The following is a 21,325-nucleotide window of genomic DNA, read 5'->3' as shown; positions in this document are numbered from 1 at the left end:
TCCGAATGGCCCGGTCGCTGCGGCGCCGGGCCGGCCGCGCTGTGCCGTCGCCCGCTTGCGGGCGGGCCGCGCGGCTTGTCTGTCTTCTTGCCTCGAGTTGTTCATGGCCGCGCTGCGACCCAGTCTGCTGGACCGATTGCTGGATACCGAGCCTGTCCAGGCCGGCCTGCAGCAGCTGCAGTCCCTTGCCCGCATCAAGCAGGGCGTGGCCCGGGATCTCGAGATCCTGCTCAACACCCGCCGCGGCCTTTCCGCCGAGCAGCTCAGCCCCTATCCGCTGGCCAGTGCCTCGGTCCTGGGCTTCGGCCTGGAAGACTTCGTGTCGCTGACCCTGCTGTCCCCCACGGACCGCAGCAACATCTGCCGCGCCATCGAGCGCTGCATCCGGGATCATGAGCCGCGCCTGCGCGCCCTGCGCGTGCAGCTGGAGGTCGATCATTCCAACCGCCACGCGCTGCGCTTCTCCATCCATGCCGTACTTCAGCTGCATGCGCTGAGCGAGCCGGTCAACTTCAACGCCGTCCTCAGCACCATGACCCAGCAGTACGCCGTGCGCACTGAGGGTCGCGGGCATGAGCAGCTCGCCAGCCCCGTCCTGGCCCATTACGCCTGAGGCGCCCGCGCATGGATGATCTGCTGCCCTATTTCGAGCAGGAACTGGCCTTTCTGCGCCGCCAGGGCGAGTCCTTTGCCCGGCAGTACCCCAAGCTGGCCGGCCGGCTGACGGTCTCGGGCGACCTGTCCGATGATCCTCACGTCGAGCGCATGATCCAGTCCTTCGCCCTGCTCAGCGCACGGGCGCACAAGCGGCTGGACGACGACTTCCCGCTCTTCACCGAGACGCTGCTGGATGTGCTGTACCCGCACTATCTGCGCCCCTTCCCCTCCTGCGCCATCGCGCAGCTGGAGCCGGCGCCGGGTGCCATGCTGCCGGCAGGTGCCGTGCTGCAGAGCCGCCAGGTGCAGGGCGTCAACTGCCGCTTCCGCAGCACGCATGCCGTGCAGAGTCCGCCTGTGCGCCTGAGCGCACTGCGCTTCTCCGCCACCGTCCATGCGCCGCTGGGCACCCGCCTGCCGCCGCAGCTCAGCGCCATGCTGAGCCTGACGCTGCAGATCGATCCCTCCTGGCAGCCGGACGAGCCCCTGCCGTCCCAGCTGCGTGTCTACATCGACGGTGAAAGCGCGACGGTCTGCGCGCTGCGCCACGCCTTGTGCCAGCAGACCCGCGCCCTGTACCTGCAGCAAGCCGATCGCGAGGCCTGGGCCTGCCTCGGCCAGGGTGAGGAACCCGATTGGCGGCCGCGTCTGGCCGGCTTTGCGCCAGAGGAGGCCCTGCTGCCGCCGGATTCCCGCAGCAGCCCGGCCTATCGACTGCTCACCGAGTACCTGGCCTTCCCGCAGAAGTTCCAGTTCGTGGACCTGCCTTTGCAACGCTGCCACGTGGCGCTGCGCAGCGGCCGGCCCTTCACCCTGCACTTCCTGCTGGGCGGGCTGCGGGCCGATGGCGAGGAGGCCCGGCTGCTGGACGGCGTGGGCGTCGACCACCTGCAGCTCGGCTGCGTGCCGGTGGTCAACCTCTTCGAGCAGCATGCCGACCCGGTGCGCGTCGACCACCGCCAGGCCAGCTACTCCGTGTTGCCCGATGCGCGCCGCGCCGCCTGCTACGAGGTCTACTCGCTGAGCCGCGTGCAGCGCGTGCGCAAGACCGAGCAGGGCGAGCAGGTGCAGACGCTGAGGCCCTTCTATGGACTCGGGCACAGCTTCGAGTCCGAGGCCGGCGAGCCCGGCTTGTTCTACCACCTGCAGCGGGATACGGAGCTGGCCAAGCTGAGCCCCGGCCACGAGCTGCAGATCAGCCTGGTCGACCCGGGCTTCGATCCGGCTGTTCTGCTGGGCGAGACCCTGTCCATCGACGTGCTGGCCACCAACCGCGAGCTGCCCACGCTGCTGCTCATCGGGCAGGCCGGCGGCGACCTGACGCCGGAAGGCGGTGGCAGCGTGCGGGGCCTGCGCCTGCGCAGCCGGCCGACCGCGCCGCTGCGCTTCACCCGTCAGCGCGGCACGCTGTGGCGGCTGATCTCGCACCTGAGTCTCAACCATCTGTCGCTCAGCGAGGGCGGCATCGAGGCCCTCAAGGACATGCTGCGCCTCTACGACCTGCCGCGCAGCCCGGTCAACCGGCGCCTGATCGACGCCCTGCAGGCCGTGCGCTTCGAGGAGTCCACCGCCTGGATGCCCGGCAAGCCCTTCGCGAGCTTCGTGCGCGGCCTGGACATCGAGCTGCTGATCGATGAAGACGGCCATGTGGGCACCGGCATGGAGCTGCTGGCGCACGTGCTGGACCACTTCTTCGCGCTGTTTGCCCACGTCAACAGCTTCACCCGGCTGCGTCTGCGCGGCCACCGGTCCAAGGAGCTGCTGTTCAGCTTCCCGGCGAGGAGCGGATGGCACGCCCTGCTCTGATCGACCGCCTGGCGCAGCAGCCGCAGGGATTCGGCTTCTTCCAGGCCGTGCGCCTGCTGGAGCACTGGCTGGCGCGCCGCGCGAGCCCGTCCGGTGCCGCGCGCCCGCTGGCGCTGGAAGCGCCGAAGGGCTCGGTGCGGGCGTCGTCCTCGCAGGCCGTGCGCGAGCGGCTGCGCTTCATCAACCATGTCGCGCTGGACTTCCCCGCCAGCGAGGTGGCCTCCCTGCGGCTCAGCGACGAGCCCGGCGTGCCCAGCCAGCTGGCCCCGGCCTTCATCGGCCTGCTGGGGAACTCCGGTGCCCTGCCGCTGAGCTACACCGAGCTGCTGATGCGCCACGAGCAGCGGGAGAAGGACGGCAGCCTGCGCGCCTTCTACGACTGGATCTCGCACCCGGCGGTGGCCACCTTCTACGAGGCCTGGAAGAAGCACCGGCTGCATGTGCAGTACGAGCTCGACACCCGCCGCCAGTTCCTCCCCCTGGTGCTGGCGCTGGCGGGGCTGGGCGAGCCGGGTCTGCGCGAGCGCGTCCTGGGCAGCGAGCACGGCGGCGTCCATGACGAGAGCCTGGCCTTTCACGCCGGCATGCTGCAGCGGCGGCGGGTGAGCGCCGCGGAGCTGGGGCCCGCCCTCAGCAGGCACTTCGGCGTGCCGGTGCTGCTGGAGAGCTTCGTGGGAGCGTGGTATGCGCTGCCCGAGGAGCAGACCGGTCGTCTCGGTCAGCGCCAGATGCGCCTGGGCCAGGACACCCTGCTGGGTGAGCGCGTCTGGCAGCGCCATCTGCGAGTGCGTCTGCGGGTGGGGCCGCTGACCCGGCAGCGCTACCGCGACTTCCTGCCCGGGGCGCGTGCCACGCGGGCCCTGCGCTCCCTGTTGCGCCTGCTCATCGACCCCTGCATGGAGGTCGAGCTGCAGCCCGTGCTGCGCCGCGAGGACGTGCAGGGCGCCCGCCTGGGCGGTGAGGCGCTGCTCGGCTGGGACAGCCGGTTGGGGCACCGCCCCGCTGCCGCAGACCAGGACGACCTGCGCTTCACGCTCGGCCCGGCCGAGGCCCGTGCGGCCTGAACCCCTTTGACAAAGAACACCAGGAGAGGAATCCATGTCCCAGCATTTGAAGACCCTGATCGCCAAGCTGCACCCCGTCTGCCGCCAGGCTGCCGAGCGCGCTGCCAGCATCTGCATGAACCAGGGCCATTTCGAGGTGGACCTCGAGCACCTGCTGCTGGGCCTGATGGAGCAGCCCCAGGGCGATCTCGTCCTGCTGTGCCATCGCCATGACATCGACCCGCAGCGCCTGAGCCAGGACCTGGAGCGTGCCATGCATGCCCTGCGCCAGGGCAACACCCGCACACCGGTGTTCTCTCAGAACCTCATGCAGTGGCTGGAGCATGCCTGGCTGATTGCCTCCCTGGACGGCCTGGAGCCGCGCGTGCGATCGGGTCACCTGCTGCTGGCCTTGCTGAACACGCCGGCCCTGGCCCAGCAGGCTCAGGCCATGAGCCCCCTGTTCGCCCGCTTCCGCATCGAGGACATCAAGCACCGCCTGGACGCGCTCACGCAGGGCTCCCTCGAGACCCCGGCCCCGGGTGAAGGCCCCACGGCCACGGCCGGCGCGGACGAAGCCGCCGAGGCCCCTGCCAGCGCCATGCCGGCCTCCACCCAGGCCCTGGACCGCTACACCACCAACCTCACCCAGCGGGCCCGCGAGGGGGCCATCGATCCGGTGATCGGCCGCGAACCCGAGATCCGCCAGCTGATCGACATCCTCATGCGCCGCCGCCAGAACAACCCCATCCTGACGGGCGAGGCCGGCGTGGGCAAGACGGCCGTGGTGGAGGGCCTGGCCCTGCGCATCGCCTCGGGCGAGGTGCCGCCGCCGCTGCAGGGCGTGGCCCTGCACGTGCTGGACCTGGGCCTGCTGCAGGCCGGCGCCAGCGTGAAGGGCGAGTTCGAGAACCGCCTCAAGCAGGTGATCAACGAGGTCAAGGCGAGCCCGCATCCCATCGTGCTCTTCATCGACGAGGCCCACACCCTGATCGGCGCTGGCGGCCAGGCCGGCCAGAACGATGCGGCCAATCTGCTCAAGCCGGCCCTGGCCCGCGGCGAGCTGCGCACCATCGCCGCCACCACCTGGAGCGAGTACAAGAAGTACTTCGAGAAGGACGCCGCCCTGGCGCGGCGCTTCCAGGTCGTGAAGGTCGAGGAGCCCAGCGAGCCCCTGGCGGCGGCCATGCTGCGCGCCATGGTGCCGTTGATGGAGCAGCACTTCGGCGTGCGCGTGCTGGATGAAGCCATCGAGGACGCCGTGCGTCTCTCTGCCCGCTACATCAGCGGCCGCCAGCTCCCCGACAAGGCCGTGGGCGTGCTGGACACCGCCTGCGCCAAGGTGGCGCTGGGCGGCCATGCCCGGCCCGCGCCGCTGGAGATGGTCGAGCGCGACCTGCGCCACCTGGATGGCGCCATCGCGGCCCTGGAGCGCGAGCTCGCTGCCGGCGCGCCGCACCAGGATCGCCTGCAGCAGATGCGCACGGAGCGCGAGGCCCTGCAAGCCCGCGAGGCGCAGCTGCGGGCCCGACTGGAGCAGGAGCAGGCCCTGGTGCAGCAGATCCAGGCCTTGCGCCGACAGCTGGAAGACGAGAAGGCCGCCGAGCCTGCCGCACTGGGCGAGCCAGCGGCCGAGGCTCCGGCAGGCCGCCGCCGCCGCGGTGCCGCCCAGGCCACGCTGACGCCCGCGCAGGCCGAGCTGCGGGCCCTGCAGCAGCAGCTGGACACCCTCCAGGGGGACGAGCCCCTGCTGCCGCTGCAGGTGGACCGCCGCGTGGTGGCCGACATCGTCTCCGGCTGGACCGGCATCCCCCTGGGCCGCATGATCAAGGACGAGCTGCAGGCCGTGATGCAGCTGGAGTCCAGCCTGCAGGAACGCGTCATCGGACAGGACCATGCGCTGGCCGCGATCGCGCAACGCGTGCGCACCGCCCGCGCCCAGCTGGAAGACCCGAACAAGCCCAAGGGCGTGTTCCTGATGGTCGGCCCCTCGGGCGTGGGCAAGACCGAGACCGCCCTGGCTCTGGCCGAGACGCTCTTCGGTGGCGAGAAGAACCTCATCACCATCAACATGAGCGAGTACCAGGAGGCGCATACGGTGAGCGGCCTCAAGGGCTCGCCCCCCGGCTACGTGGGCTATGGCGAAGGCGGCGTGCTGACCGAGGCCGTGCGCCGCAAGCCCTACAGCGTGGTGCTGCTGGACGAGGTCGAGAAGGCGCACCCGGACGTCCTCGAGATGTTCTACCAGGTCTTCGACAAGGGCTGGATGGACGACGCCGAAGGCCGCGAGATCGACTTCCGCAACACCCTGATCCTGCTGACCTCCAATGTCGGTTCGGCCCAGGTCATGCAGGCCTGCATCAACAAGCCGGCCAGCGAGCGGCCGTCCGTCGAGGCCCTGGAAGAGCTGCTGCGCCCGGCCCTGTACAAGACCTTCAAGCCGGCCTTCATCGGCCGGACCAAGGTGGTGCCCTTCTATGGCCTGGACGACGACACCCTGGCCGCCGTGATCCGGCTGAAGCTGCAGCGCATCGCCGAGCGCATCCACACGCACCACCAGGCCGAGATGAGCTTTGACGACGCCCTGGTCGAGGCCGTGCTGGCCCGCTGCACCGAGGTCGACACCGGCGCCCGCAACATCGACCACTTGCTCAACGGCACCCTGCTGCCCTCGCTGGCCGCCCAGATGCTGGGCCGCATGGCCGAGGGCAAGGCCATCCAGCGCGTGAAGGTCGGCGTGAATGCCAAGGGCGACTTCGCCGTCAAGGTGCAATGATTCGCCACTCACGAGGAGCCCATTGCCATGAGTGACATCAGCGATTCCACCCTCGCGCAGTGCGCCGCCCACTGCCTGCCGGGCGACTGGCAGCAGCAGCAGGGCCAGGCCCTGGCCAGCACGGGCGCCGAGGCCAACGGCCTGCCGGTCCTGCTCGTGCAGGCGCTGCAGCAGGCCCACCTGGGCCTGCGCGACCAGTCCCAGGCCCTGCTGCGCCAGATGCAGCAGGGCTGGTGGAGCCTGCGCTTCGATGACGGCCCGGGCAATGCAGCGCTGAGCCTCAGCGCCATCGCGCCCTGGCAGCTGGAGGTGCGCGCGGGTGCCCTGCAACTGCGTGCCCTGATCCATCCGCAGCCGCTGCGGCTGCTGGCGCTGCAGGGACTCGATCACCGCACGGTGTGAGCAGTTCGCAAAGCCGCGTGGTACGTGCCGCCTGCTCATATCGGCCGTTCAGCGGCCTGCATCATTCGTGGAAGCAAGAACCTTGCGTTCCAGCGCGTTGGCGACGGCAGGCATGGAACCCGCTACGGGAGCGCGCGGCACGGCTTCGATGCGTGGACAGGACGGCCTTCGAAGCCGAACGGCATCCCTGGCTGGCATTGCGTCCGCCGCGCCGGCTGCGGGACTTCCTGGACGCCGAGGTGCTGGCATCGGACATCCGGGGGGGGGCCGGCAGGCGATCGAGCATCGGGCGGACTGGCAAAGGAGCGTGGCGTTGAGTACGGTGGCCGTGTGTTTTTGGCTGACGGTCTGGGCGGCGGGGCCCTGGGTTCTGCATTGGCGGTCGGCGCGGTGACCGGGGGCTGGGGACTCGTTGCGGTCGGTCTCGTTGGCGGCGTTGCCGGTGGCGCCGTCGGCCAACATCTGGCGGCACGGCTGCTGTTCTCGCAGGACAGCGAAGCCGCGCCTCGCGGACTTGCCCGTCACGGCTACATCGCACGGGCGTCCTTGACGACGCGCCTGCAGGCCCGTTGATGCGCGCCAGCCTGTCCGCTCCCCGAGGGCCACGCCTGCGTGCAGGTCACCGGCCGGTGACGGACATGCCTGGGCTGAGCCGGACGCGCGCGGCCTTCCGTGGTCTTGCCTGGGGCGTACTCCTGGGCCTGGCCTGGGTGTGCCTGTCTGCTGAAGGCGCCCCAGCGCATGCCAAGCCCGTGGCCACCGACGCCCAGCTGCTGGAGATGGCTCGCCAGCACCTGCAGGAGCCGCTGCGTCAGGCGCTGAGCCAGCGGCCGGTCGCGACCCTGCCGCGCCCGACCTGGCAATCGCTGCTCGCCCTGTCCCTCATGCGCCGGGACCTGCCGACTCTGCAGCTGCTGCTCCCGCGTCCGGCCGCGGATCTGAATGCCAGCTTCTCCCTGCGCGAGTTCCCCGAGGCTCCCTTGACGCCGCTGCTGCTGGCGGTCATCGCAAAGGCGGAGCCGGAGGCGATCCAGCTGCTGGTGCAGTCGGGGGCCCGCATCGACGGTGCCGATGCCGTCGACGGTGAGGGCGGCGTCACAAGAAGGACTTCGCCGCTTCGCCTGGCCGTCCTGCTGGCGCGCTTCCCGCAGGCCCAGGCCCTGCTGGCGCTGGGGGCGGACCCGCAGCCACGGGACGACCCCGTCGACCTGACGCTCTGGCAGGAGCTGCCCGCCGCAGTCACGCAGGCGCCCGAGTCCCTGGACCCGTGGATGCGTCTGCTGCTTGCCCATGGCTGTCCGGTGGACCAGGCGGATGGGCGGGGTCGAACAGCCCTGATGCATGCCGCGCGCTACAACGCCCTGGTCCTGGCGCGTGCCCTGCTGGCCCATGGCGCGCGCACCGATCTGCGGGACAACGCGGGCCTGAGTGCACTGGGGCTGGCGATGCAGGGTGGGCATCAGGAGTTGGTGGACCTGCTGCTGGTGAACGGAGCCTTGCCCTGAGCGGTGCACAGGTGAGCGTCGAGAAGGCGCGAGTTCCCTGCGCTGACTCGGCAGAGCGTCTCAAACCCCTGGAATCGAGGGGAGGCAGAACGGCAAATGCGGCACATTCATTTGCCCTTGAAACATTCGCTTTCGCCGTGAAGCACCTGCTTGCGGACTTTTCCCGATGCGCTTGAAACAATTCGTCCGCCGCCCCTCAGGCCGCATGGCCACTCAAGTACACGGTTGGAAGCTGAGGCACTGACGTAGATCGTTGGCGCCGAGCCTGGGGAGCGGTTTCGAAGTAGAAGCAGCACGGCGCCCCCGAACGGGCGCTGTGCGGCCAGGCCGGGGCAAGCGACTGGACCTGCGCCAGGGAGGAATCAACAATGTCATCACAAGCGCTGGTCCGCGCGGTCGGTTTGCTGCGTTCGTTCCTGCTGCATGGGCCAGCCCAGTTCGGGCTGCAGTCTGCTGCAACTGGCGCCATCCATTCTCTTGCGCCCCTTTCCTCCACCGAGCTGCTGAGCTGCGTCGAGGCCTTGCATGCCTGACTACCGGCTGGGTAAGGACGGCCCCAGCATCCGGCCGGACGTCGGTTCCGGTGCGTGGTGCTCCGCGCCCCAGACGGCCAATCTGCTCGTCTACAAGCGGGCCCTGGAGATGGCGATGGACACCGGCGCGCTCAGCGTGTCCATCGGGACGGACGCCGTCAGGCACATGCAGCACTACATGAACAACACGGGCCGGGATCTCAATCTCGACATGCCGGCCCTGCTGGGCAAGTCCGCGCAGCTGCGGCAACAGATGGCCGAGGAGGTGGAGGCCGCCAAGCGCTTCGCGGAGACCCTGCCGCCCGGCGAGCATGAGTTCAACTCCAGCCGCCTCGGGCATGGCTACTTCCGCCAGTCCGTGGACCGCAACCTGTTCTTTGCCATCGGTGGCTATTCCTACTGGGGGAGCGGGCGAGTTCGCAAGACGGTCTCGCCTCAAGGGCAGATGCTCCAGCTGAGATTCGAATTCCACTTCTATGACCGCTACAACTGGGATGGCGGCAAGAAGGTGCAGATCGCGGGAGTCACCGTGACGGACGCCTTCATGCAGCAGTTCCACCGGCAGTGCTACGCCCGGGAATATGACGTCAAGGGCAGCATCGCCCAGGACCTCAGTTGGCAGGCCAAGCCGGTCGCGCCCGCCCCGAATCCCTTTGCATCCCTGTCCCAATGAACCGAATGGTCATCATCTTGATTGCCTGCGTGGCGCTGCTGATCGGCGCCGTGGCCTATCTCTACCCCCGGGCCACCTTCGGGGATCGTCTGGTCGCGGTGAGCTGGGGGGATGGGCCCATGGGCAAGGCGCTCTATGGGGCCTACGTCGTGCTCGAGCCTGCCGCGCAGGGCTATGACGTCCGGCTTCGCCTGTACATCGACCGGCCCAGCCTTTGGGTCCGTCAGGAGATGGAGCCCGTGTTGCTCGGGACCGTCGCGACGCCGGAGGATGCCGTGCAACGCTGGGGTCGCCTGACCTGGGACGCTGCGGGCCTTCATGTGGGGCAGGGCCCGGAGGCGCGGCTCATTCCCGCGACCGAGATTCAGCGCCATCGCTGACCTCCCATCATTTCAACGAGTGCCGCCATGAGTCTGGGTCAATTCTTCGGTCATCTCCAATCCGGCCGCTTCCTGCGCCTGAAGTTTCCTCGGGAGGATGGCCCGCAGGCCAGCCTGCTGCCGCAGGAGCTGCATGCGACCGAGTACCTGTCGCGGGATTTCGAGTTCCGGGTGCAGCTGGTGTCCGACGACGCTTCGCTGGAGCTCAAGTCCCTCATCGGCAAGATGGTGACCATCTCCATGGTGAGGGAGGACGGCGGGCTCCGTCACTTCAATGGCTACGTGTTCGAGTTCAGCCTGCAGGGCGTGGACGGCGGGCTGGCACGCTACCAGATGGTGCTGCGCCCGTGGCTGGCCTTCCTGCACCTGCGGCGGGACAACTTCCTCTTCCATCAAGCCTCGGTTCAGGACCAGACCGCCAGCATCTTTGGTGACTACGAGGCGCAGGACTGGAGCTGGCGCGTGCAGGGCGCGGACCCTGTGATGACGGATGCCTGCCAGTTTGGTGAGACGGACTACAACTATGTGCACCGCCGCTGGGAGCACATGGGTGTGTTTTACTGGTACGAGCACCGCGAGGACGGCCATACCCTGGTGCTGGCGGACGACAGCGGCGCGCAGTGCGCTCCGATCGACGGTGCGCCGACCATGCAGTGGCAGGACGAAGCCGGCTCGCTGGATGACGACGGCATCCACCGCCTGGTGCCTCTGCGCGTTCTGTCCTCCAACCACTACACCAGTCGCAGCTTCGACTTCAAGAAGCCGCGGCCGCAGCAGGCGGATACGCCCAGCATCAACAGCCAGGGCGACGTGCCGCGCCTGGAGGTCTATGAGTTTGCGGGGGCCTACGGCTTTGCGGACGCAGGCGCCGGCAGCATGCTCACGCGCCAGCGCATGGAGGCCATCGAGGCCCAGGGCAAGCTCTTCGAGGCTTCCAGCAACGAGCGCAGCGCACAGCCGGGGCGCACCTTCACGCTGACCGGTCATTTCGATTTCGAGAGTCTCGGCGCGAGCGCCTCGGACGCCGAGTTCCTGGTGGTCCATGTCCACCACTTCGCCCGCAACAACTACAGCCTGGGCCAGGGGGCCGACCAGCCGGCGCACTACAGCAACGCTTTCCGCTGCCTGCGCAAGAAGGTGCCCTGGCGCCCCGGGCCGGGCTACAACTCCGTCGAGCCCAAGATCTACGGCCTGCAGACGGCCCTCGTGGTGGGGCCCGCGGGCGAGGAGATCCACACCGACGAATACGGCCGCGTGCGCGTGCAGTTCCACTGGGACCGCGAGGGCACGTTCGATGACAAGAGCAGCGCCTGGGTGCGCGTGGCCTCGACCTGGGCGGGCAGCAACTTCGGCTTCGTGGCGATCCCGCGCATCGGGCAGGAGGTGCTGGTGCAGTTCCTGGACGGCAACCCGGACCGCCCGCTGATCACGGGCCGCGTCTACAACCAGGAAAACATGCCGCCCTGGGAGCTGCCGGCCAACAAGACGCAGACGGGCATCCTGAGCCGCTCCAGCAAGGGCGGCGGCTACGAGAACGCCAACGCGATCCGCTTCGAGGACAAGAAGGGCCAGGAAGAGGTCTGGCTGCACGCCGAGAAGGACCAGCGCATCGAGGTCGAGCACGACGAGAGCCACTGGGTGGGCCACGACCGCAGCAAGACGATTGACCACGACGAGACGGTGCACGTGAAGCACGACCGCACCGAGACCGTGGACCACGACGAGACGATCACGGTGCACAACGACCGCAAGGAGCGGGTGGACCACAACGAGACGATCAGCATCGGGGACAACCGCACCGAGGACGTGGGGCAGAACGAGACCATCACGATCGGGCAGAACCAGACGGTGAGCATTGGGTCGAATCGGAGCGTGACGATCGGCGGGGCCAAGACCGAAACCATCGCGCTCGCCAAGGCCGAGACCATCGGTCTGGCCAAGGCTCTGAGCATCGGCCTGGCCTACCAGACCACCGTCGGCGCAGCCATGAACACGACCGTGGCGCTGAACCAGAGCGCCCAGATCGGCATGAGCAAGAGCACCACGGTGGGCAAGACCTACACCATCGAGGCCGGCGACGAGCTCAGCATCACGGTGGGCAAGGCGAGCCTGACGATGAAGTCGGATGGGACGATCACGATCAATGGCAGCACCTTCAGCCTGGGCACCTCCGGCAAGCAGGAGTTCAACGCTGAGGCGGAGATCACGCTCAAGGGTGAAAAGATTCAGGAGAACTGAGCAATGAGCCTCACTCAGATGAACGAGGCCATGGACCTCAGCTCAGAGCAGTCGATGGTCGCGCGGGAGAAGATGGCTGTGCTTGACTCGGTCGTTGCTGCAAGCCAGCCCGTTGTCGGACAGGTGCTGCTCGGCACCCTTGGGCGAAGCGCACAGGGGGATGACTGGTTTGTCGATGCCCCCGGCATGGGGCGAATCGCCGTGCAGGCGGCGCTGGTCGCACTTGACGACGCGGCATGTGGCCAGGAGCACGCCGTCAGTCTGCTGGGTGACGGGCGTGGGCTCGTGCTGGGCTGCATCTGGAGGCCAGGGCAGGAAGCGTCGGCGAGGACGGTTCTCACGTCTGCGGAGACAGCCGAGGTTCATGGGCGCCGTGTGGTTGTGGAGGCCCAGCAGGAGCTTGAGCTTCGTTGCGGTGAGGCTGCCATCGTGCTGCAGGCCGATGGGCTGATCCAGCTGAGAGGCACGGACATCCACTCGCAGGCAGAGGCCACGCAGCGGATTCTTGGTGGCTCAGTGCACGTCAACTGAACGCGAGCGATGCAACTGACGACGCATTCAAAGTACTGGCGTGGGCATCTGACGCCCGGGCTGGACGCACAGGGCTGGGAGTACCTGGTCGTGATTGCCAAAGCCGCATGGACGATTCCGATGCCAGGTCAGCGGCCGCGGCCGCTGCTGCCGCCTGAGATCGAGATGAGTGATCGGTGGGACGAGGCGCCGGCCAAAGCGCTGCGCGTCGCCAACGACCTGGCTCGCTTCAAGCCGCGCTGCGACATCCTGTTCGATGGCATGGCCCACAGCCCGAGTGGCCGCCCAGAGCGGTCCTGGGTGTGCCGCTTTCAGGTCGGTGAGTTGCGCAAGTCCGCGCGGCTGCATGGGCCCCGAAACTGGCAGCGCCTGCTGGGCGTTGTTTCGCTTGGCGACGCAGAGCCAACACTGACCGTGCCTCTGCACTACGGCGCCGCGCTGGGCGGCACTCGCAGCCAGGTTCGGCGAGGCCTGGGCGGGGAGCGCCAGATCATCGAGGCCCATGCGGACAATCCGGACGGCAGGGGCTGGTTCGGACCCCAGACCCTGTCGCTTTGCGACGGTGAGCCGGCTCCGCAGATCGAGGCAGAGAAGCCGCGCATCAAGGCGCCCGACAGCAAGGCGGCGCCTCACGCCCTGGGTGCGTTGCCACCGTATGCCGGGTCGCGCCGCCGCCATGCCGGCACCTACGATGAGGCCTGGCAGAAGGAGGTATTCCCTTTCCTTCCCCAGGATTTTGATGAGCAGTACAACCAGGCCGCCGCGCCGGATCAGCAGCTGGCTCAGTTGCGAGGTGGCGAGCCGGTGGTGCTGGAAGGACTGGTGGCAGGGCAGGCCAAGCTGAGTTTCCAGCTGCCACGCCTGGATCGCCTGTGGGCCCATGTGCATCGGCGTGACGGAACGCTTCAGCCGCTGGCCCTGGTGCCGGATACCTTGCTGTTCGATCTCGACGCCCAGCGCTTCTCCATCGTGTGGCGTGCTGCATTGAAGCTGCGGCGCCATCCTTCCGAGGTCAGCTTCGTGGGCATTGGCCCGGCTGATGCGCAATGGGACAGCGACAGCTCCCGCTGCACCAGCTGCGCCGGGCAAGGCAGCTTCCGCACCCGCCCCGACGACAACGCGGCCCATGACATGCAGCCCGAGGGCGCGAGCCAGGAGGCGGTGGCATGACTTGGTGGCGACGACTGTGGGCAGGTGACGCTCCGAACGCGACGGCCCCTGCTGCGGATGCCGCGGTCAGCGCGGCAAAGCCGCCTCTGCTGGCCGCCCGTGCGCTGAGCCTGGAAGTACGCAGCAGCGGCATGTGCTGCTCGCTGGGCCATCGACTGGCCCCGGCCAGCGCTGCCATCCGCGCCAACATGGACCGCTTCGTCCAGAGCGAGTTCACCGCTCACTCCGGCCAGGCGGTCCGCGTGGCGCGCATGCCGAGCAATGACCAATGGGGGCGCGGTCGCCTCGCGCTGTGGATTGCCATGGCGGTGCGTGACTGCCTTCTCGCTGATGCCGAGCGTCGGCCCGCATCGCAGGCGGCGCCCGCGCTGCAGCGCTGCGCCATGGGCATTCTGGTGGGGGAGGCGTCGCGCACCGATGTGGCGGACTGGGTCGATCAGCCGGATGAGCCCCTGGACGAGCTCGTGGGCCAGGCCCTCGCGCATCTCGGCTACAGCCCCTCCGATCTGCATCCCGCCTCGCGGGTCATGGCGCTGGGGGCTGCAGGGCTGCCGCAGGCCCTGGACTGGGCCGAGTCGCTGCTGAGCACCCCGGCCCGGCCAGGGCAGGCGCCGGGTCCCGAGACGGTCCTGCTGGTCGGTGTGGACAGCCTGCTCAACAGCCGGCTCATCAACCACTACCTGAGCCAGCAGCGTCTGATCCTGGAGGGGCACTCCGATGGCTTCCTGCCGGGCGAGGCCGCAGCTGCTCTGCTACTCCAGAAGGCGCGCCCTCAATCGCCAGGCCTGACGATTCTGGCGGCAGGGCAGGACTGGGAGCCGGCCGCCTGGGCGCCTGGCATCCTGCCAGAAGGCGCGCCGGGTGCCGTTCCCAACCGCGGGCAGGGGCTCAGTCGTGCCATTGGCCGCACCCTGGCTGCCGTGCAACCGGCCCCTGCCGCCTGGGACTACCGCTGCAGTGACCAGAACGGTGAATCCTGGCGGGCTCGCGAGGCCACCAATGCCTGCACACGGGCCCTGCAGGGGCAGGCCTTTCCTGCGCTGCTGACGCTCACCGACAAGATTGGTGACGTGGGTGCTGCCAATGGCGTGGCATTGCTCGCTTACCTCGACAGCCTTGCTGCGCAGGGCCATGCGGCCGCCTCCGGGCATGGCTTCATTCATCTGGCCAACGAGCAGCATGTGCGAGCCGCTGTCGCCGTGCGCCCACGTCCCGACTCCCGTTCGAGAAGCACTGCCCCCAACGCCACAGGCCGCTGAACCGTCATGGAAACCCACGTTTACGCCAACGACAACGAAATCTGCTCCAAGGCCGCCGACGGCAAGGCCACGGTGCCCACGGATCCCTGCTGGAGCCCTCCGCCGCCCAGCGCCGGCCCGGTGGTGGTGGTCTACCCCAACACAGCCAAGGCGGCCGACCTCGCTCAGGGCAGCGAGACGGTGGACATCTGCGGGACGCCCGTGGCGCTGCGCGACAAGTCCTACTTCAGCACCAGCACCGGTAACGAGGCCGCTACGCGCCAATTCCCCATGGGCGTGGCCAGCCACACCATCACCGGCAAGATGTACTTCACCGACTGGTCTCCCAACGTCAAGGTTGAAGGCCTCAATGTGTGCAGGCATTGCGATCCGACGACGCACAACCACGCCTGATTCCCGCAATGGCTACCACCCCTAACACCCCGGCGTCCTACTACCTGGATACCGAAGACGCGAAAACCAAATGCGCCAAGGACAAGGCGGAGATGGAGAAGAAGTGCGCGCCGGACGACAAGAACAAGTCGCGGGGCAAAGGACGGCCCAAGTCCCGGCAAACACATAAGGACGGCCATAAGGACTCCGATTGGGTGCTGGATCACTGCGGCCCGCTGATGGTGCAACCTGGCCTCGGCAACTTCGAGGAATGGCGCCAGGAGTTTGGCGACATCCAGGGATCGATCAAGAAGATCGCGGACACCCTGAAGGACAACGTCATCGCCAAACTGGAGCAGGAGGCGCTGGAGTACACCGGCAAGCAGATTGCCAAGCTGGCAGTGCGCCGCGGCTTGACGGGCTGGATCCCCATCGTTGGCTGGGTGATGACGGCGGTGGACGTGGCCGTGACGGCGCACGATGCGATCGGCAAGGTGCAGGCCATCAATGAGACCGTGACGGACCTCAAGGGGACGGTGGACCGGCTCAAGGAGGCCGCGGACAAGATCTCGGGCACGCTGAACAAGTACAAGGATCAGCTCAAGGACTTTGGCAAGCTCAGCAAGGAGCAGCAGAAGAAGGTGGCCCGCGAGGTGATGGCGGATATCCAGTCGGCCTACGGGGCTGCTGATCCCTGCCTGCGGGCCCGCAAGTGCATGCTGGTGCCCTTTGACAAGAAGACGGCGGCGAAATGGGCGGGCAAGGGCTGCTGCCCGGGGCAGACGGGGCACCACCTGTTGCCGGATGCGATGTTCCGGGATGAGGCTGGGACGGAGAAGGCCAGGGCCAACTACAAGGCCAAGCATGGCGACATGAAGGGGTGGAGCCGAGACATGGCACCGACGCGTGCCTGCTGGGGAAACTACAAGGAAGACCCTTCACCCACGATTTGCGTGGAGGGCAATAACCAGTACTCGGGCTCGCATGGCGCCATTCACAAGCTGACGGGCGAGAAACTCAAGTTCAAGGGCGCGCATGGCAAGGCGGACATGCCTTATACCGACGCGCGCGATCTCGTGCTGGACGAAGTCAGCAAGATGTATGGCTGCAGCAAGGAATGCTTGCAGGCCCAGCTAGACAACTACTACTGCGGCAAGGCTGCTAGCAAGGGGCCAGGGTGCCCGGACTGCAAGCATGCAACGGTGAGGCCGCATGATGGGACTGGAGACCAGGGTGGAACGGAAAGCGGATCGGAAGAAAGTTAAAGGAGCTGAAATTGATTCTTGATAAAGAGCGCTATCAGAAGTTTTTCGATGGCTACTTCGTTCGCGACGCCACATTTGGCTTTACCCATACCCGATTAGGCCTCTTGCTGGTCGAAGAATCAGATCCAGACGAGCAAGCTGATGAGCACTGGCAGACGAAGCTGGTTGCCTTGAACTTGGATCAACCAATGGAGTCGCGGGTCTTTTCCTGGAAGGGGAACAGCCTGGACTTCGCCAGCATCAGCAGTGCCTGGGAGCCCAGCCAGACCGAGTACCTAGCGGTTGACGTCGGCCGCCGCGTCTGGTCGTACAAGCCCAAGACCTACAAGGGCAGCGAGACGCCGATTCCCTTCCCCGCCGCCGGCAAGCTCAAGCCCGATGCCTACAGCGAGTTCGATTGCGCCATCATGAAGACCGTGCGGGTGGGCAGCACGGTGTTTGCCGTTGGTGGACCTTTCCGCGTGTTTGAACGCACGGCCAACCAGCAGTGGATCGAGCACAAGGACATCCCGATTCCTGCGGCCATCGGCAGCGCCGACCGGGAGACCGCACTGCATGCCATCGGCAACAGCGGCTTCGAAGACCTGGCCGGGCTCTCGCCTGACGATATGTACGCGGTCGGCCGAGAAGGCACGATCTGGCAACGCACCCAAGGCCAGTGGCGCCAGCGCGCCTTCCCCAGCAACCTCGATCTGTTCACCGTGGCCGTGGCGCCCGATGGCACGGCCTACATCACCGACCGGCGCTGCTCGGTGTGGAAGGGGCAGGAGGAGCGCTGGGAGCGCATCGTGCAGGCGGACAGCACGCTGCCTTACCAGGACTCGGCCTGGTTCGCGGGGCGGCTGTGGTGCACCAATGACAGCGCCGGGCCCTTTGTGCTGGAGGGCAAGAAGATGGTGCCCGCGCATCAGGCCAAGAAGGACCCGATGCCGGCGCAGGTGGCGTGCTTCGCGCACCGCATCGATGTCTCGCCGGACGGCAAGACCATGCTGGTGGCGGGCCGCTATGGCGCGGCCACCTATGACGGCAAGACCTGGACCGTGCTGTTCGATGGGATGCCGGATGACTGAGGAGGTTGAGGTGGCGGAAGGCACGGGCCCGGCCGTCGGGCCTGATCTCGCTCTGTTGTCCGGCCCCATCACCCCGCTGCTGCGCCGTCACCTGCAGGATGCGGCGTTCTACGACATGCAGCTGCGCAAGTCGCAGCAGCGAGCGCTCGAGCAAGCGTCGGACGCCAGTGCCCCGCCGCCGCTCAGCCTCGACAAGACGCAGCAGTTCGAAGACCTGCTGTGCGCGCACCTGGAGGGCATCTGGGTGGCAGGACCGGCGGCCTGGCCGCTGGCGCTGGAGTCCCTGCAGCGCTGGCGCAAGGCCTCTGAGGCCTTCGCGGCCACCTGGGCCTTGCTGGCGCTGGGCACGCCCGCCACGCCCACACGCCCGGAGCGGGCCGACGAGCAACAACGGGCCGCGGCCTGGCAGGCCTGGTCCTCGGAGATGTGGCGCCAGCGGGCGCACTGGGACACCCATCTGCCGGCTGTTGCCCGCGCATGGCGGCGTCTCGTTCAGGAGCCTGCCAAGTGGCAGGCCGCCCAAGAGGGCATTTGCGTGGGCTTGGCGCAGCTGGGCTCGCCGTCAGCGGAGGACGCCGCCGCGCGCCAGTCCCTGAGCGCCCCAGATTCTCCGGTGGACATGATCATTGGCAGCCTGCGCCGGCTCCTGTCGCCTGCAACAGCAGTTGAGGAAGCATCCCCATGACGACGGTCCTGGACCCCTGGAACGATGCCCAGGCCATTGCCCAGCGACTGGGCCAACCTGGCGCCGAGCTGCTGGTGGCACTTGGCGCTGAGGGCTGGTGCATCAAGTGCCAAAGTCTGCGACCACGGTTCGAGGAACTCTGTGCCACGCAAGAGCCGCCGCAAGTCACCTGGCTCTGGCTCGATCTCGAAGACCACGCCGAGTTCCTGGGCGACTTCGTCCCCGAGGACCTGCCCTTGCTGCTGCGCTGGCGGCAGGGGCGGCTGCAGCAGGTGGCGGTGCTGGAGGCCATAGACCCGGCGCCTGCGCCGGGCGCCTTGCCGGAGCGGCTGAGGGAGTTGCCCATCAGCGCGGAGCTGCCGGATCTGTGGGCGGCGTTCAGTGCGAGGAATTGGGCGGCTTGAGGGCTGCGACGAGACGGCGGCAGCCTCAACCCATCGCATCCGCACCCAGCTGCCCGACCAGCGCACGCTGCACTGGCTGTTCTACGGCTCGGGGCACCTGCACCAGATCAACATCGAGATGGACGGCCGCCACGAGCTGATCAGCGACATCGAGCGCGACGCCCTGCACCGCGAAGTGGGCCGCAGCCAGGGCCAGCTGGCCAGCCAGTACGAGCATGACCCGCAGGGCCGGCTGCTCAAGCACCGAGCCTTGCGGATGGGGAACGCGCAGCAGGTGGCGCTGGAGCGCAGCTACCAGTACGACGCGTCCGGCAACCTGACCCAGCGCCAGGACAGCCTGCGGGGAGAGCAGCGCTTCCGGTATGACCCGACGGGTCGCATCCTGCAGGCCACGGGGAAGGTGGAGGAGTACTTCGCCTTTGACCCGGCGGGGAACCTGCTGGCGCAGCGTTCAGGGCCGCAGCCGGCCATCGGGGGCAATCGGCTGAAGGTCTGGCAGGAGCTGCGTTTCGAGTACGACGTGCATGGCAATGTGGTGCAGCGTCGCAAAGGGGCGCATGAGGAGGCGCAGCTGCGGTGGAATGCCGAGCACCAGCTGCTGGAGGCAGAGGTCACGCGCCACGGGGTGACGCAGACCACGCGCTACGCCTATGACGCGCTGGGCCGGCGGGTGAGCAAGAGCGATGCCTTCGGCAGCACGCACTACCTGTGGGACGGCGACCTGCTGCTGCAAAGCCAGCGCCGCGCCCGGCAGGCCCTGTTCATCTATGAGCCCAACTCCTTCGTGCCCCTGGCCACCGTGCAGGAGGGGCAGACCTACTGGTACCAATGCGACCAGATCGGTGCGCCGCTGGAGCTGACGGACTCGCAGGGCCAGGTGGCCTGGGCGGCCGAATACCGGGTGTGGGGCGAAGCCCAGCTGCTGGCCACGGGCACGCATGGCGCGAGTGGCTCACGCTGGGGCGCACGCGCAGAAGGGCGTCCGGCGCTGGAGCAGCCGTTCCGGTTCCAGGGGCAGCAGTTTGATGAAGAGACGGGGCTGCATTACAACCGGTTCAGGTACTACGATCCGGGGGTGGGGAGGTTTGCGAGTCAGGATCCGATTGGGCTAGAAGGGGGGATTAATACCTTCCTATATGGCGAAAATCCGACGGGGCGCATAGATCCATTCGGCCTTAGTAGTGCACGTCTGGATCGAAAACTCGGAGGCCGTAAGGGGGATTGTCACGAGGCTCACCATCTCATTCCTGAGGAGGTGATGAAGGATCCGCAATATAAATCTATGTTCGATCGGCTCAAATCGATGGGCTTCGATCCTGACGGGGCAGGAAACGGGATTCATTTGCCAGCCAACGAAACACTCGCTCAGCAGACTGGATTGCCGGGGCATTGGAGCAGTCACGATCAGTATACTCAATCAATCAAATCAAGAGTTGATCAACTGTTCAGATCTTGGCAGCGAGGGCAGGTTTCAGATACTCAGCTGGCGCTAGGGGTTAAGGACATTCAGCGCCGCGCAAAGGATGACATATCTTCAGGGCGTGTTCAGGTGAATTCAAAATGCAGGCTGATTTAATGAACTACTTTGTTATTGAGTATAAGGGTGGAGGTCGTGGTTGCCCTGGTTATCTGAAGGGTGATTTGAATTTTGATCTGGAATGGGATCCTCTCGACCCAAATATCGAAAAAATATGCCCCACCAAAAAATATGAATTCCGAGCTAAGCATTCGCTCATTGAGTTGGATTTTTGGGATGGCCTGCTCTGCTCTGATCGATTTTTGGATCTGTGTGTGGATTATGGTATGAATTTGAAGAGGGTTCCGGTGAGGATGATCCAATCAAATGGAAGTGTTGCCGGAAAAACGTACTCGTATGTGCTGACGTCGGATTATATTTCAATATTGGATGAGGCCAATTCTGAGTATCTTGATGCGATTTCTCTGGAGTCGGGCTTGCCGGTGCGGGATAGGTATTTTGGTGAGTACACAAGAAAAGAGAAAATCACGAAATTCAAAATTTCTCCAGATAAGGCGGGGGGGCGTGATGTCTTTAGATGCTTGGATATCGATGACAAATTTGTTTGTAGTGAACGCTTCCGGAATGCATGTCAAGAGCATGGGTTGTTAGGAATGGACTTCATTAGTATTGACGAGGGGTTTAAGGTCGTTCCATTCTGGCTGGAAGATTGATCGTGACAGAGGGGGCTTTAGCTGCGACGCCCTGCACCGAGAGGTCGGCCGCAGCCAGGGCCAGCTGGCCAGCCAGTACGAGCATGACCCGCAGGGCCGGCTGCTCAAGCACCGAGCCTTGCGGATGGGGAACGCGCAGCAGGTGGCGCTGGAGCGCAGCTACCAGTACGACGCGTCCGGCAACCTGACCCAGCGCCAGGACAGCCTGCGGGGAGAGCAGCGCTTCCGGTATGACCCGACGGGTCGAGACCGCTGCACAACTCCCCCTCGCGACACCGCCCCCCGGTCGATGTGAAGGGAATTCCGCGATGTGCAATCCGATTCGAGCTTTTAGCCCGTTTCAGGACCTTTTGAGCCCTTCTCCCG

The 21,325-nt window shown here is 66.8% G+C and carries 18 protein-coding genes and 1 pseudogene; all 19 read left to right on the top strand.

Going from position 1 to position 21,325, the window contains the following annotated elements:
• The first annotated feature begins 103 nt into the window (after positions 1-103).
• The 19 genes and pseudogenes from tssE (at position 104) to O9Y01_RS13620 (ending at position 20,959) form a co-directional block, all read left to right on the top strand.
• Positions 104-613 carry a type VI secretion system baseplate subunit TssE gene (gene tssE, locus O9Y01_RS13710; RefSeq protein WP_269632159.1) on the top strand — a complete coding sequence of 170 codons (510 nt, stop codon included), beginning with the start codon at positions 104-106 and terminating at the stop codon, positions 611-613.
• An 11-nt stretch (positions 614-624) separates the two neighbouring features.
• Positions 625-2,463, top strand: a complete 1,839-nt coding sequence (gene tssF, locus O9Y01_RS13705; protein ID WP_269632158.1) for a type VI secretion system baseplate subunit TssF — start codon at positions 625-627, stop codon at positions 2,461-2,463.
• On the top strand, positions 2,445-3,527 hold the full coding sequence (gene tssG / locus O9Y01_RS13700) for a type VI secretion system baseplate subunit TssG (protein ID WP_269632157.1): 1,083 nt from the start codon (positions 2,445-2,447) through the stop codon (positions 3,525-3,527). The genes tssF and tssG overlap by 19 nt, the downstream gene beginning before the upstream one ends.
• A gap of 34 nt (positions 3,528-3,561) precedes the next feature.
• Positions 3,562-6,282: a type VI secretion system ATPase TssH gene (tssH, locus tag O9Y01_RS13695; protein WP_269632156.1), complete on the top strand. Its 2,721-nt coding sequence runs from the start codon at positions 3,562-3,564 to the stop codon at positions 6,280-6,282.
• 27 nt (positions 6,283-6,309) lie between these two features.
• The gene (locus O9Y01_RS13690; RefSeq protein WP_269632155.1) at positions 6,310-6,684 is read left to right on the top strand and encodes a hypothetical protein; all 375 of its coding nucleotides are present in this window, start codon (positions 6,310-6,312) and stop codon (positions 6,682-6,684) included.
• 638 nt (positions 6,685-7,322) lie between these two features.
• Entirely contained in the window at positions 7,323-8,189 is an 867-nt protein-coding gene (locus O9Y01_RS13685) for an ankyrin repeat domain-containing protein (protein WP_269632154.1), read from the top strand.
• A gap of 525 nt (positions 8,190-8,714) precedes the next feature.
• On the top strand, positions 8,715-9,395 hold the full coding sequence (locus tag O9Y01_RS13680) for a hypothetical protein (RefSeq protein WP_269632153.1): 681 nt from the start codon (positions 8,715-8,717) through the stop codon (positions 9,393-9,395).
• A 5-nt stretch (positions 9,396-9,400) separates the two neighbouring features.
• The gene (locus tag O9Y01_RS13675; RefSeq protein ID WP_269632152.1) at positions 9,401-9,775 is read left to right on the top strand and encodes a hypothetical protein; all 375 of its coding nucleotides are present in this window, start codon (positions 9,401-9,403) and stop codon (positions 9,773-9,775) included.
• A 27-nt stretch (positions 9,776-9,802) separates the two neighbouring features.
• Positions 9,803-12,013: a type VI secretion system Vgr family protein gene (locus tag O9Y01_RS13670; RefSeq protein WP_269632151.1), complete on the top strand. Its 2,211-nt coding sequence runs from the start codon at positions 9,803-9,805 to the stop codon at positions 12,011-12,013.
• Between the two features lie 3 nt (positions 12,014-12,016).
• Positions 12,017-12,544: a hypothetical protein gene (locus O9Y01_RS13665; protein WP_269632150.1), complete on the top strand. Its 528-nt coding sequence runs from the start codon at positions 12,017-12,019 to the stop codon at positions 12,542-12,544.
• Between the two features lie 9 nt (positions 12,545-12,553).
• Positions 12,554-13,714 carry a DUF2169 family type VI secretion system accessory protein gene (locus O9Y01_RS13660; protein ID WP_269632149.1) on the top strand — a complete coding sequence of 387 codons (1,161 nt, stop codon included), beginning with the start codon at positions 12,554-12,556 and terminating at the stop codon, positions 13,712-13,714.
• Positions 13,711-14,973 (top strand): hypothetical protein, encoded by a 1,263-nt coding sequence (locus O9Y01_RS13655; protein WP_269632148.1) that lies wholly within the window; start codon positions 13,711-13,713, stop codon positions 14,971-14,973. The genes O9Y01_RS13660 and O9Y01_RS13655 overlap by 4 nt, the downstream gene beginning before the upstream one ends.
• A gap of 6 nt (positions 14,974-14,979) precedes the next feature.
• Complete coding sequence (locus O9Y01_RS13650; RefSeq protein WP_269632147.1) at positions 14,980-15,366, top strand: DUF4150 domain-containing protein; 387 nt, start codon at positions 14,980-14,982, stop codon at positions 15,364-15,366.
• An 8-nt stretch (positions 15,367-15,374) separates the two neighbouring features.
• Complete coding sequence (locus O9Y01_RS13645; RefSeq protein ID WP_269632146.1) at positions 15,375-16,610, top strand: HNH/endonuclease VII fold toxin-2 domain-containing protein; 1,236 nt, start codon at positions 15,375-15,377, stop codon at positions 16,608-16,610.
• Positions 16,611-16,621: 11 nt separating this feature from the next.
• A complete protein-coding gene (locus O9Y01_RS13640; protein WP_269632145.1) occupies positions 16,622-17,680 on the top strand; it encodes a hypothetical protein in 1,059 nt (352 codons plus the stop codon).
• Positions 17,673-18,365, top strand: coding sequence for a hypothetical protein (locus tag O9Y01_RS13635; RefSeq protein WP_269632144.1), 693 nt, complete (start codon positions 17,673-17,675; stop codon positions 18,363-18,365). The genes O9Y01_RS13640 and O9Y01_RS13635 overlap by 8 nt, the downstream gene beginning before the upstream one ends.
• The gene (locus tag O9Y01_RS13630) at positions 18,362-18,769 is read left to right on the top strand and encodes a thioredoxin family protein (protein WP_269632143.1); all 408 of its coding nucleotides are present in this window, start codon (positions 18,362-18,364) and stop codon (positions 18,767-18,769) included. Before O9Y01_RS13635 ends, O9Y01_RS13630 begins: the two co-directional genes overlap by 4 nt.
• Positions 18,770-19,589: 820 nt before the next feature.
• Positions 19,590-20,345: pseudogene (locus tag O9Y01_RS23175) on the top strand (RHS repeat-associated core domain-containing protein); the annotation flags it as partial.
• On the top strand, positions 20,345-20,959 hold the full coding sequence (locus O9Y01_RS13620) for an imm11 family protein (RefSeq protein ID WP_269632141.1): 615 nt from the start codon (positions 20,345-20,347) through the stop codon (positions 20,957-20,959). The pseudogene O9Y01_RS23175 and the gene O9Y01_RS13620, both read left to right, overlap by 1 nt.
• Positions 20,960-21,325: the final 366 nt, after the last annotated feature.

Source organism: Pelomonas sp. BJYL3 (genome assembly GCF_027257975.1).
GTDB classification, from domain to species: Bacteria; Pseudomonadota; Gammaproteobacteria; order Burkholderiales; family Burkholderiaceae_C; genus Roseateles_B; species Roseateles_B flavus.
This window is presented reverse-complemented; position numbering and strand designations above follow the sequence as displayed.

What these genes read in the sequence shown, in the direction of transcription:
- O9Y01_RS13670 (WP_269632151.1), top strand. Translation starts at nt 9,803, where the DNA reads ATGAGTCTGGGTCAATTCTTCGGTCATCTCCAATCCGGCCGCTTCCTG.
- tssE (WP_269632159.1), top strand. Translation starts at nt 104, where the DNA reads ATGGCCGCGCTGCGACCCAGTCTGCTGGACCGATTGCTGGATACCGAG.
- O9Y01_RS13635 (WP_269632144.1), top strand. Translation starts at nt 17,673, where the DNA reads ATGACTGAGGAGGTTGAGGTGGCGGAAGGCACGGGCCCGGCCGTCGGG.
- tssH (WP_269632156.1), top strand. Translation starts at nt 3,562, where the DNA reads ATGTCCCAGCATTTGAAGACCCTGATCGCCAAGCTGCACCCCGTCTGC.
- O9Y01_RS13650 (WP_269632147.1), top strand. Translation starts at nt 14,980, where the DNA reads ATGGAAACCCACGTTTACGCCAACGACAACGAAATCTGCTCCAAGGCC.
- O9Y01_RS13680 (WP_269632153.1), top strand. Translation starts at nt 8,715, where the DNA reads ATGCCTGACTACCGGCTGGGTAAGGACGGCCCCAGCATCCGGCCGGAC.
- O9Y01_RS13645 (WP_269632146.1), top strand. Translation starts at nt 15,375, where the DNA reads ATGGCTACCACCCCTAACACCCCGGCGTCCTACTACCTGGATACCGAA.
- O9Y01_RS13630 (WP_269632143.1), top strand. Translation starts at nt 18,362, where the DNA reads ATGACGACGGTCCTGGACCCCTGGAACGATGCCCAGGCCATTGCCCAG.
- O9Y01_RS13620 (WP_269632141.1), top strand. Translation starts at nt 20,345, where the DNA reads ATGAACTACTTTGTTATTGAGTATAAGGGTGGAGGTCGTGGTTGCCCT.
- O9Y01_RS13690 (WP_269632155.1), top strand. Translation starts at nt 6,310, where the DNA reads ATGAGTGACATCAGCGATTCCACCCTCGCGCAGTGCGCCGCCCACTGC.
- O9Y01_RS13685 (WP_269632154.1), top strand. Translation starts at nt 7,323, where the DNA reads ATGCCTGGGCTGAGCCGGACGCGCGCGGCCTTCCGTGGTCTTGCCTGG.
- tssF (WP_269632158.1), top strand. Translation starts at nt 625, where the DNA reads ATGGATGATCTGCTGCCCTATTTCGAGCAGGAACTGGCCTTTCTGCGC.
- O9Y01_RS13660 (WP_269632149.1), top strand. Translation starts at nt 12,554, where the DNA reads ATGCAACTGACGACGCATTCAAAGTACTGGCGTGGGCATCTGACGCCC.
- O9Y01_RS13655 (WP_269632148.1), top strand. Translation starts at nt 13,711, where the DNA reads ATGACTTGGTGGCGACGACTGTGGGCAGGTGACGCTCCGAACGCGACG.
- O9Y01_RS13665 (WP_269632150.1), top strand. Translation starts at nt 12,017, where the DNA reads ATGAGCCTCACTCAGATGAACGAGGCCATGGACCTCAGCTCAGAGCAG.
- O9Y01_RS13675 (WP_269632152.1), top strand. Translation starts at nt 9,401, where the DNA reads ATGGTCATCATCTTGATTGCCTGCGTGGCGCTGCTGATCGGCGCCGTG.
- tssG (WP_269632157.1), top strand. Translation starts at nt 2,445, where the DNA reads ATGGCACGCCCTGCTCTGATCGACCGCCTGGCGCAGCAGCCGCAGGGA.